14 protein-coding genes are annotated in these 10,500 nt (G+C 35.3%); 9 read left to right on the top strand and 5 right to left on the bottom strand.

Translation table 11 applies throughout. The features are described 5' to 3' along the window. Positions 1–289: hypothetical protein (locus FG384_RS20045; RefSeq protein ID WP_205961816.1), on the top strand; the 289-nt coding region annotated here is incomplete at its 5' end. Here the strand turns inward: FG384_RS20045 and FG384_RS17265 are convergent. Next, complete coding sequence (locus FG384_RS17265; protein WP_142643930.1) at positions 282–1,751, bottom strand: aminotransferase class I/II-fold pyridoxal phosphate-dependent enzyme; 1,470 nt, start codon at positions 1,749–1,751, stop codon at positions 282–284. The genes FG384_RS20045 and FG384_RS17265 overlap by 8 nt on opposite strands. Positions 1,752–1,931: 180 nt before the next feature. Here FG384_RS17265 and FG384_RS17260 point away from each other — a divergent pair, with 180 nt between their 5' ends. Both FG384_RS17260 and FG384_RS17255 read left to right on the top strand, forming a co-directional pair. Then, the gene (locus FG384_RS17260; protein ID WP_142643929.1) at positions 1,932–2,888 is read left to right on the top strand and encodes an NAD(P)H-dependent flavin oxidoreductase; all 957 of its coding nucleotides are present in this window, start codon (positions 1,932–1,934) and stop codon (positions 2,886–2,888) included. A gap of 15 nt (positions 2,889–2,903) precedes the next feature. Continuing rightward, positions 2,904–3,173 carry a UPF0223 family protein gene (locus FG384_RS17255; RefSeq protein WP_142643928.1) on the top strand — a complete coding sequence of 90 codons (270 nt, stop codon included), beginning with the start codon at positions 2,904–2,906 and terminating at the stop codon, positions 3,171–3,173. Positions 3,174–3,259: 86 nt separating this feature from the next. Here the strand turns inward: FG384_RS17255 and FG384_RS17250 are convergent, their stop codons facing one another. Next, on the bottom strand, positions 3,260–3,883 hold the full coding sequence (locus tag FG384_RS17250) for a YktB family protein (RefSeq protein WP_142643927.1): 624 nt from the start codon (positions 3,881–3,883) through the stop codon (positions 3,260–3,262). Between the two features lie 156 nt (positions 3,884–4,039). On the opposite strand from FG384_RS17250, the gene FG384_RS17245 reads away from it, so the two are divergent. After that, positions 4,040–4,237 carry a hypothetical protein gene (locus tag FG384_RS17245; protein ID WP_142643926.1) on the top strand — a complete coding sequence of 66 codons (198 nt, stop codon included), beginning with the start codon at positions 4,040–4,042 and terminating at the stop codon, positions 4,235–4,237. Positions 4,238–4,340: 103 nt separating this feature from the next. Continuing rightward, a complete protein-coding gene (locus FG384_RS17240; protein WP_142643925.1) occupies positions 4,341–5,132 on the top strand; it encodes an inositol monophosphatase family protein in 792 nt (263 codons plus the stop codon). A gap of 35 nt (positions 5,133–5,167) precedes the next feature. On the opposite strand, the gene FG384_RS17235 is transcribed toward FG384_RS17240, so the two are convergent. Next, positions 5,168–5,353: a YlaF family protein gene (locus tag FG384_RS17235; RefSeq protein ID WP_142643924.1), complete on the bottom strand. Its 186-nt coding sequence runs from the start codon at positions 5,351–5,353 to the stop codon at positions 5,168–5,170. A gap of 106 nt (positions 5,354–5,459) precedes the next feature. Between FG384_RS17235 and typA the strand changes: the two genes are divergently transcribed. Together typA and FG384_RS17225 are read left to right on the top strand one after the other, a co-directional pair. Continuing rightward, positions 5,460–7,307 carry a translational GTPase TypA gene (gene typA, locus FG384_RS17230; protein WP_142643923.1) on the top strand — a complete coding sequence of 616 codons (1,848 nt, stop codon included), beginning with the start codon at positions 5,460–5,462 and terminating at the stop codon, positions 7,305–7,307. A 21-nt stretch (positions 7,308–7,328) separates the two neighbouring features. After that, positions 7,329–7,655, top strand: a complete 327-nt coding sequence (locus tag FG384_RS17225) for a YlaH-like family protein (protein WP_240793463.1) — start codon at positions 7,329–7,331, stop codon at positions 7,653–7,655. Positions 7,656–7,768: 113 nt separating this feature from the next. Here the strand turns inward: FG384_RS17225 and FG384_RS17220 are convergent, their stop codons facing one another. Further along, positions 7,769–7,972 carry a YlaI family protein gene (locus FG384_RS17220; protein ID WP_142643922.1) on the bottom strand — a complete coding sequence of 68 codons (204 nt, stop codon included), beginning with the start codon at positions 7,970–7,972 and terminating at the stop codon, positions 7,769–7,771. An 11-nt stretch (positions 7,973–7,983) separates the two neighbouring features. Then, on the bottom strand, positions 7,984–8,481 hold the full coding sequence (locus tag FG384_RS17215; protein WP_142643921.1) for a peptidyl-prolyl cis-trans isomerase: 498 nt from the start codon (positions 8,479–8,481) through the stop codon (positions 7,984–7,986). 356 nt (positions 8,482–8,837) lie between these two features. Here FG384_RS17215 and FG384_RS17210 point away from each other — a divergent pair, with 356 nt between their 5' ends. Beyond that, positions 8,838–9,119 (top strand): Fpa/YlaN family protein, encoded by a 282-nt coding sequence (locus tag FG384_RS17210; RefSeq protein ID WP_142643920.1) that lies wholly within the window; start codon positions 8,838–8,840, stop codon positions 9,117–9,119. Positions 9,120–9,331: 212 nt separating this feature from the next. Further along, the gene (locus FG384_RS17205) at positions 9,332–10,495 is read left to right on the top strand and encodes an FtsW/RodA/SpoVE family cell cycle protein (RefSeq protein ID WP_142643919.1); all 1,164 of its coding nucleotides are present in this window, start codon (positions 9,332–9,334) and stop codon (positions 10,493–10,495) included. Positions 10,496–10,500 lie beyond the last annotated feature (5 nt).

Below are 10,500 nucleotides of genomic sequence, written 5' to 3'. Positions count from 1 at the left end.
AGACCCCACAGGAGCTTGCGACGAGGAGGCTAAATTCTTCGCCCGTGGAAAGCGAGCGGTAAGCTTCGGAAAACTACGGGGGAACTACATTAAAAGTGAAACTATATGGACTTTTTCAGTGGCCTCCGGAAAGGGAGCCGTTTCAACGATTTTCTTTTTTATTGGGATAATGGAAAACACATTCTTTTTTAATTTTAAAAGAAAAAAGACTGTAAGCAAACTCAAAAATTACTTGAGTTTGTCTACAGTCAGAAGAGAGGTGATTAGTTCACTTCTCTTTTTTAAATGATAGCTTTTTGCTCTTTAATAACATGAATCATTTCTAATGTATCATCTTCTGGTCCTTGTACGGGAAGTCCCGCTTCAATATTCATACGTATATAATCAATATTCCCTTGGGTAATTATTTCCCCGGGAATAAAAATAGGAATACCAGGTGGATACACCATCACGAACTCGGCAGAAATACGTCCACTTGCCTCTAAAAGCGGAATGGATTCTGTTTGAGCGTAAAAGGCATCACGTGGGGACATTGCAAGACCAGGGATATCTGGTAAACTAACTGAAGGTTCTACAACTACTGCATCTGATTCAAATGCAGCTACCATTCTCACGAGGGCATTCACTAATATATTTGCCTCTTTTTTTGTATCCCCAATTGTAAATAAACAAAGAATATTGTACAAATCAGAAAGCTCGACTTCAATATTAGCGTTTTCTCGTAACCAAGACTCAGCGGTATAACCAGTAATCCCTAGATCTTTTACACTGATTAATAGCTTTGTTGGATCCATATCGAATGTAGCAGAAGTCTGTAAAATTTCTTCTCCAGCACATCGTAAGTGCGGTATATTATTAATTCTCTTTCGAGTATCTTTGGCTAGTCTAATTACGTCATTGATTAAATCTTCTCCGTGAATCGCTAACTGCCGTCTTGCAGTATCTAATGATGCAAGAAGGGGATACGAAGTAGAAGTAGTTGTTAGCATAGAAAGAATTGACTGAACACGTTTAGCAGAAACCAAACCTTCTCTGACATTTAAGATAGAACTTTGTGTCATCGATCCTCCAAGTTTATGGACTGAAGTTGCAGCCATATCTGCACCAGCTTCCATTGCTGAAATTGGTAGTGAAGAATGAAAATGAATATGTACCCCATGTGCTTCATCTACAACTACTGGTATACCTCGTCCATGTGCAATATCTACAATCTTTTTTAAATCAGCAGCAAAACCAAAATAAGTAGGGTTAATAACGAGTAATCCTTTTGCATCCGGATGCGCATTCAATGCTTTTTCAACAGATTCCGCAGATATTCCGTGAGAGATCCCTAAATCATTGTCCACCTCTGGATGAATAAAAACTGGAATTGCTCCTGCAAAAACGATTGCTGACATAATAGATTTATGAACATTTCGTGGCACTAGTAACTTGTCTCCAGGCCCGCAAATAGTAAGAATCATTGTCATAATAGCACCGCTTGTACCTTGGACGGAGAAAAATGTTTCGTCCGCTCCAAATGCTTCTGCAGCTAATTGTTGTGCTTTTTTAATAGCACCTTTAGGTGAATGTAAATCGTCTAAAGGAGCTATATTGATCAAATCTATGGAAAGTACATTATCTCCAACAAACTCTCGAAATGCAGGGTCCATCCCTTTCCCTTTTTTATGCCCAGGAATATGAAACTGGATAGGATGACGATTTCGATGCTTAAGTAAGGCATCGAACAAAGGAGTTTCTAATTGTGACAACGCTCATACCACCTCTAGTAAGAATTTTTTATGTTTTGCTCCAGACGCGAAAAAAACGTCTTTCACTTTTTTAAAACAAGAGAATTATAGCACTTCAGCCGATGCATTACTATAAAAATAATTGTGAATTGAATCAAAGAGTTATTTCTTATAAACTTATAAGCAATTGGAGGGATGATGATGAGCTTTCAAACAAGGGTGACGAACTTATTGGATATTAAGTATCCAATCATTCAAGGAGGGCTGGCTTATTTGGCTTATTCCGACTTATGCTCTGCTGTTTCAAATGCTGGGGGACTTGGTCAAGTAACTGCAATGAGCTTAAAAACTCCTGAAGAATTACGTGCGGAAATACGTAAAGTTAAAATACTTACGGAAAAACCATTTGGGGTAAACTTTGCTATAGGCCAAACAGGAAGACCATATGAACATATGTTACAAGTTGCGATTGATGAAAATGTACCTGTAATTACAATGACTGGAGGAAATCCTGCACCTATTCTAAAAAAGCTGGAAAATACAAAAATAAAAAAATTAGTTTTAGTAGCAGCTAAGCGACAAGCACTAAAAGCGGAGCAACTCGGTGCCGATGCTGTAATGGTTGTTGGGCAAGAAGGAGGAGGTCATCTTGGCAGAGATGATGTTGGTACTATGGTTTTAATACCACAAGTAGTTGACGCTGTTTCTATTCCTGTAATTGCTTCGGGAGGAATTGCTGATGGCAGGGGCTGGATGGCTGCTCACGCTCTTGGAGCGGAAGGAATTGAAATGGGGACACGATTCATCGCAACAAAGGAATGTGTGCACGCTTCAACAGCTTATAAAAATGTATTAATTGCAAGTGAAGAAACAAATACTACGGTTATTAAGCGTTCAATCGGAGCACCTGCAAGAGCTATCAAAAATGATTGGACAGAAACAATACTAAGTATTGAAAAAGCTAATCCGACATATGATGCTTTAAAGGATTATGTTAGCGGAGAGGCAAATAAGCAATTTATCTATGAGGGAAATATTGAAAAAGGTTTTGGCTGGGCCGGTCAAGGGGTCGGTTTAATAAAAGATGAACCTTCTGTGGAAGAGTTAATCCAACGAATGGTTAGTGAAGCTATGGAAGTAAGAAAAAAATGGAAATAATAGGAGGTCTGAGAAATGGAATATACATACCCATTCTCCATTGATTGGTCAACAAATGAAATAGTAGATGTCGTGCAATTTTTTGAAGCTATTGAAAAAGCTTATGAAAAAGGAGTGAAGCGAGAAGAATTAATGAAAAAATATAGACGCTTTAAAGAAATCGTACCATCAATAGCAGAGGAAAAAACATATTTTCGTGAATTTGAAAAAGAAAGCGGCTATGCAAGTTATCCTGTCATCAAACAAATGAAAGAAAAAGAAGATGGGGTATTGATAAAAGCATGATAAATACCTCCGATAGCTTGTCTATGATGCAGCTATTGGAGGTATTTTATCATTTAATAGACAGTCGCTGATTAAGTTAGACTTTCCTAATTTATCATAACTTTATAGATCGGAATTAACTGTTCGAAGGTTTCTTCTACAAGTTGTAAAAACTGATCTTCTGAAAGTTTAACTGCATCTTCTCTAGATATATGTCTACCTACAAGAAATTCTCCCTTTTTAACATCACGAAGACGAGTTAATAATTGCACAAGTATCTCTTTCTTCGCATCTTTAATGGAAGTTGCGTCCTGCTTCATATGATCCCCTGAAATGATAAAATCATTAGGAAGTTTGTTGAACACTGTTTTTTTCTTTATTAATCGTTCTGCGATAGGAACCTTGTCAGGAGCCTCGTAGATGACTGCAACAATGATAAATAGATGGCTACCCCATAGGCCGATTTGGAAATGCGGCAATGCTTTATAGCCTCTTTTATAGGGAGCAAAGGCTACCCAGCTATCCTTAGGAGGATTAACAGAGCGTCTTGCGTGTTTTGCTACATGTGGAAAATATTCGTTCCCTAGAACACTAGAAAAATATAGCGAGAAATGATTTCCTAAATCCTCGAACTTTGGACGTACATTTGCAATTAATGCATCCATTCTATTTTCTAATCCATCTATTTGAAAAACATTAAAATCTTTGTCTTCCCAAAAAGTTTTATTCATTTATAAACTCCTTTCACTTTGTATGTTTATTTTATAGTAAATATGGGTAAAAATCTTGTAAGTAGGATTTTAAAGTTGACAATAAATTATTTTCGGCATAAATTATTAAAAATGTTCAGAAAATTACATTTATTTAAAAGAGAAGGGGTGTCAGTGATGAGACAGGTTGTTCACATTATTCGAAAAAACGATATTGAAAAGGGAATAATTCAAACATTAAAATTAGAGTTGGATTATGAACTAGCTACACTTTTCGACGCGATGAATAGTCAAGATGAAAAGTTAATAAATGATACGAAGGAAAGGTTAAAAGAAATTTATCAGCAGTTGGAGGGACTTAATGCACTCAACTGAAGGATACTATTTTACTCTCATTTAGAGAACACCTGCTAATGGAAAGACAGCGGGTGTTTTTTTCTTTATACTAAGAAGACAGTGGTAAGAAAGGATGGTTGTGGTGAACATACATAAGCTTGACAAATATGCAAAATCTTTAATAAAGGAAGCTGCTAGAAGAATTAAATCCTCCTTTGCGACGGAGTTGATTATTGAAAGTAAGTCAGAAGCGAATGATCTAGTAACAAATATTGATAAAGAAACGGAACAGTTTTTTATCCGTCATATTAAACAAGATTTTCCTGATCATCGTATTTTTGGTGAAGAAGGGTTTGGAGATTCACTACAAGATTTAAAAGGTTTTGTTTGGATGCTTGATCCAATCGATGGCACGATGAATTTTATCCACCAAAAAAAGAACTTTGCAATATCTTTAGGTATATACAAAGATGGAGTCGGGATACTTGGGTATATATATAATGTAATGGACGATGATTTAATATCTGCATCACTAGGAGAAGGAGCATTTTTTAATGATATTCGTATCCCAGAGGTAAAACAAGCAATAGTAGAGCAATCTATCATTGGTATTAATGCAAGTTGGGTAGTACCAAATAAATACATCGAGCATGAAGGTATGGGTAAACTTTTACAAACAGTAAGAGGGACAAGATCTTATGGATCTGCAGCAATTGAGATATCGTATGTTGTAACAGGAAAACTAGATGCATATATATCCATGCGATTGTCTCCATGGGATATTGCAGGAGGTATGGTGATTGCAAAAGAAGTAGGGGCAATTGTAACAAATCTTTCGAATGAGCCTATTAATTTATTGCAACAAAATACTTTTATCATATCTAAACCAGGTTTACATAAGGAATTAATAACGAACTATATTCGTTTAAAATAAAAAATCAGCAAGACAAATCTCTTGCTGATTACTTATTATAATAAACCTTGGTCTCGCATTTTTTTCTTTGTTTTAAAGCCGTATCCCATGACGATGCAAAGTAAGACAATGCTTATTATAATAAAGGGAATACTTCTTAGCGCAACTGCAATTCCGATAAATGCCATTGATAGGATGGCAGCGATAGAAAATAGAACAAAAATCCATTTGATATTGCCCAAATTAATTACCTCCAAAAATAATTGTTAAAAAAAATTATTACTTTAGTTTCACCTTGTGATATAATAACACAGTTATGGACTCGAAAAAAGAATATGGAGTGGAAATATGACAAATTTACGTCAAGATTTACGAAACATTGCAATTATTGCACACGTTGACCATGGGAAAACTACATTAGTAGACCAATTATTAAAACAATCTGGTACGTTTCGTTCAAATGAACATGTGGATGAAAGAGCAATGGATTCTGGTGATATTGAGCGCGAACGTGGAATTACTATATTAGCAAAAAACACTGCGATTCAATATAAAGATACAAAAATCAACATTTTAGATACACCTGGACATGCCGATTTTGGTGGTGAAGTTGAACGTATCATGAAAATGGTAGATGGTGTTCTATTAATCGTGGATGCATATGAAGGTTGTATGCCACAAACTCGATTTGTGTTGAAAAAAGCTTTAGAGCAAAATATTAAACCAATCGTTATTGTAAATAAAATTGACCGTGATTTCGCACGCCCTGCTGAAGTAGTAGATGAAGTGCTTGAATTATTCATCGAGCTTGAGGCAAACGATGAGCAATTGGAATTCCCAGTTATTTATGCATCTGGAATTAATGGAACAGCAAGCATTTCAGATGATCCAGCTGATCAAGAAGAAAACATGCAAGTAATCTACGATGCAATTGTAGAGAAAATTCCAGCTCCAGTTGATAATAGTGAGGAACCTCTTCAATTCCAAGTATCATTACTTGATTACAACGACTATGTTGGTCGTATCGGTATTGGACGTGTATTCAGAGGGACGATGGAAGTGGGACAACAAGTGTCACTTATGAAACTTGATGGATCTATTAAAAACTTCCGTGTAACGAAAATCTTTGGTTTCATGGGCTTGAAGCGTGTAGAAATTCAAACTGCTTCTGCTGGTGATTTAATCGCGATTTCTGGTATGGAAGATATCAATGTCGGTGAAACGATATGTCCAGTAGAACATCCGGATGCATTGCCAATTCTGCATATTGACGAACCAACGCTTCAAATGACTTTCTTAGTAAACAACAGTCCGTTTGCTGGACGTGAAGGAAAATGGGTAACTTCTCGTAAAATTCAAGAGCGTTTAGATGCACAGCTTCAAACTGATGTATCTTTACGTGTAGATCCTACAGACTCGCCAGATGCATGGATTGTTTCTGGACGTGGAGAACTGCATTTATCTATTTTAATCGAAAATATGCGTCGTGAAGGCTTCGAATTACAAGTATCTAAACCAGAAGTAATTGTAAAGCTTGTGGACGGTGTTCGTTGTGAGCCAGTAGAACGTGTGCAAATTGACGTTCCTGAAGAAAACGTTGGTTCAATTATTGAATCGATGGGTGCTCGTAAAGGTGAAATGTTAGATATGATCAACAACGGTAGTGGACAAGTACGTCTGGTATTCTTAGTTCCTGCACGTGGTTTGATCGGGTATACGACAGAATTTTTAACATTGACTCGTGGATATGGTATCATTAATCATACGTTCGAAGAATATAAACCAATGGCTGCTGGCCGTGTTGGTGGACGTAGTAAAGGTGTTCTTGTATCTATGGAAACAGGAACAGCATCAACTTACGGTATACTAGGTGTTGAGGATCGTGGTACAATTTTCGTTGAACCAGGTACTGAAATATATGAAGGAATGATTGTTGGTGAACATACTCGTGATAATGATTTAACCATCAACATCACAAAAGTAAAAGCAGCTAACAATATTCGTTCTGCAAATAAAGAGCAAACAACAACATTGAAAAAACCTCGTTTAATGACTTTAGAGGAATCTCTTGAATACTTGAACGATGATGAATACTGTGAAGTAACTCCTGAATCTATTCGCTTGCGTAAAAAGATTCTAGAGAAAAACGAACGTGAACGTGTGACAAAGAAAAAGAAAAGTGCAGAACTTGAATAGGAACTGAAAGGGTGAATAACCTTGGAGGAAAAGCAATTCGTATTTGGTAAAATGTCTAGTATTGCTAGATATATATACGAAACAATGCCAAATTACGATATAGCGGGATATGTATTATTTCTAATGATATTTTTGCTATCCGTACTTGTATACAAGCTAGGATTTGCAAAAAAGTTACGTTTAGGACAAAATATCGTCATTTACGCATTTTTATTTATTGGGTGTTTAGTGCTCACATTTTTAGCATTTTTCCTTCCGGTTGTAGAAGGATTAATTGTGGCTGCTCTAATCCTAATTATATACAAAATTCGTTTACGACTTGAAAAAACAAAAAGTTCCACTACCTAACGGTGTGGAACTTTTTTGTATAGGAAATGATTAATGGATATCTAGAAAAGCTTGAGGGAAGTGACTCGTTCACTTTTCTAAAGCTTAATTCTTATTTCTCTTTTGTCCGTTAGTTAAAATTCATTTTCGATTAGTTTCGAACTTTTATAAAAAATAAACTTGCCTGTTGCTAAACGAGCATTAGTATTTTCTTCGATACGATCATGACAAGTTGGACACATATAAGTATGAATAGGACGGTTTCTTAATTTTTTTGCAAGAGGTAGATCATTAGACAGTTCGTCAATTCGATCACAAATGGCACATTGTACCTTCATATTGTTCACCCCTATTCTATGCGAAATGCTGTTACATATTTGATTGGATTATTGATATTTGACCCATCTTTTTTTAAAACGTGGACAGGACCATCTTCACGTAGTGGTTTTCCTTTATGACTAAACTTCAACAGTAAAGAGTCAAGCTCCGTGAAAGGGAATGAGTGATCACCTTCGGACGTTTCGACAACAAGTATTGTAGCATTTTTTAATGGTTCTGCATTAAGAATGAATTGTTTTAGTTCTACACCAAATGTACTTGTTAGTACTTTTGTACGCTCGTACTTTTTTTCTGTTTTTAAAGTTGGGGGATAAGTAGCACCTTCAATAATTTCACGGGACCAATGTGCTGAGGTAACCTTTGTATACTCTTCTAACTCGTCTTTATATTCATACTTTCCAGAAAAAAACTCATCTAAATCAATTCTTCGATCATCAAAAATCCATACAGTAGGATCTAATGTAATATTAAATTTTACTTCGCCTTTAATAGGGATAATAAATTCCAACGAAATTGCCTCCTCTAAACTAATAACTCCATATAAGTATACCGTTAAAATGAAAAGTCTAAAAGAATAATTAACTAAAAAAGAAAAGCAATGATGATTATACAAGAGGAAATTAGTTTAAGTTCGTAAACTTGTATTGCAACGACTAAAGATCGGCTGCTTTAGGGTCGAGGATGAACTTCGAACTTCTAAGACGAGCAATTATGCGAATGACTCTGGAAAGTTAGAAACTAAAAGAGAGTTGTTTTCTTAATCTGTTAGAAAAGGAAGTAAGAGAACACTTGCATTTTTTCATTGCAAAAGATACACTTTAGGGAGGTTAAGAATTAGAAATAATAAAAAATGGGGGCGTCCTCATGGATACTAATATACAACTTTCGTATCAAGAAAAAGCGTTAGAACTTTTGAAAAAGGATGCGGAGAAAATTGCGCAACTTATAAAAGTTCAAATGGATAACTTAACGATGCCTCAATGCCCTCTTTACGAAGAGGTTCTTGACACACAAATGTTTGGTCTATCACGTGAGATTGACTTTGCGGTAAAGCTTGGACTTTTAGAAAAAAGTGAAGGAAAAGATATAATGGCTTCGCTAGAAAAAGAGTTATCGATTTTACATGATATCCATACAGAAAAATAATTCCAAAACTCAAACAAGTTGACTGTTTGAGTTTTTTTTCTAGAATTAAATAAAAATATAGTAGATTCCTATTTTCAAAAAGTGCTTAGTATAAGCACCTGAGGGTAGACAGATACCATGTGTAAAGTTTATACTGTCTTGATTATAAAAAAATCAATATACTATTTAACAATAATTCTACTATTCTTATTTATGAAACAGAGGTTTACAAGATGATTCCGTATATTAAACGATATTTAAAAAACTTTGATTATCCCTTATTTTTTGTTTATTTAGCATTATGTTTATTTGGTCTTGTTATGATTTACAGTGCTAGTATGGGCTGGTCTGTCATTAACTATGGTTGGGAACCCGACTATTTTTTTAATAAGCAAAAAATAAACTTAATTTTATGTATTCCAGCGTTCTTATTAGCTGCACTATTCCCTTATAAACATTATAAGAATAAAGTTGTCATGCAATTGATGCTTCTTGTCATGTTTGTACTGTTATTTTTAGTGCATTTTATTGGATCAGGTGGAGAAAGTGGTTCGCAAAGTTGGATTCATTTAGGATTTGGGAACATTCAACCATCAGAAATTGCAAAAATAGTAATTGTATTATATTTTGCAGGAATTTTCACGAAAAAACATGAAAATGGAACATTAGATAAGTTAAATGAATCTGTGGGTCCGCCATTAATTGTGCTGTTTTTTGTATTCGTATCTATCATGATGGAAACGGATGTAGGGAATACGATGATTATTAGCTTTGTTGCAATTTCTGTAATTGCAGCTAGTGGGATAAAATTCAAATCATTTGCAAAAATTATTGGATTAATCGGTGTTGTAATTTCGATGGGACTAGTTGCAATTTATTTAATGAAAGACCAATTATTGACACCTCACCGTCGTGGTCGATTAGAAGCATTCTTTAATCCATTCGATTACGAGCAAGGATACGGTTATCAAATAGTAAATGGATATATAGCAATTGGTTCTGGAGGATTGAAAGGTTTAGGCTTAGGAAACTCCAATCAGAAATTTGGGTACTTACCTGAACCACATACCGATTTTATTATGGCGATTATTGCTGAGGAACTTGGTATGATAGGTGTATTAATCGTATTAATGGGGTTATTTTTCATTGTGTTCAAAGCGATTATGATTGCCATATCAACAAAAGATCCCCAAGCTAGAATGATAGCAGCAGGTATAGGAAGTATAATTGGATTTCAAACTTTTGTTAATCTAGGTGGTATGTTGGGAATTATCCCACTTACGGGAGTTCCACTTCCATTTATTAGTTATGGAGGAACTTCGATTATATTATTATCCGCAGCGATGGGTATATTGATGAATGTCTCAATGTTTGTTAAGTACGAGAAAACAAAATGATGAGG

The organism is Psychrobacillus vulpis (genome assembly GCF_006861825.1).
Classification (GTDB): Bacteria; Bacillota; Bacilli; order Bacillales_A; family Planococcaceae; genus Psychrobacillus; species Psychrobacillus vulpis.
This window is presented reverse-complemented; position numbering and strand designations above follow the sequence as displayed.

Coding starts and splice junctions, on each gene's coding strand:
- FG384_RS17260 (WP_142643929.1), top strand. CDS start 1,932: ATGAGCTTTCAAACAAGGGTGACGAACTTATTGGATATTAAGTATCCA.
- FG384_RS17255 (WP_142643928.1), top strand. CDS start 2,904: ATGGAATATACATACCCATTCTCCATTGATTGGTCAACAAATGAAATA.
- FG384_RS17250 (WP_142643927.1), bottom strand. CDS start 3,883: ATGAATAAAACTTTTTGGGAAGACAAAGATTTTAATGTTTTTCAAATA.
- FG384_RS17245 (WP_142643926.1), top strand. CDS start 4,040: ATGAGACAGGTTGTTCACATTATTCGAAAAAACGATATTGAAAAGGGA.
- typA (WP_142643923.1), top strand. CDS start 5,460: ATGACAAATTTACGTCAAGATTTACGAAACATTGCAATTATTGCACAC.
- FG384_RS17220 (WP_142643922.1), bottom strand. CDS start 7,972: ATGAAGGTACAATGTGCCATTTGTGATCGAATTGACGAACTGTCTAAT.
- FG384_RS17210 (WP_142643920.1), top strand. CDS start 8,838: ATGGATACTAATATACAACTTTCGTATCAAGAAAAAGCGTTAGAACTT.
- FG384_RS17205 (WP_142643919.1), top strand. CDS start 9,332: ATGATTCCGTATATTAAACGATATTTAAAAAACTTTGATTATCCCTTA.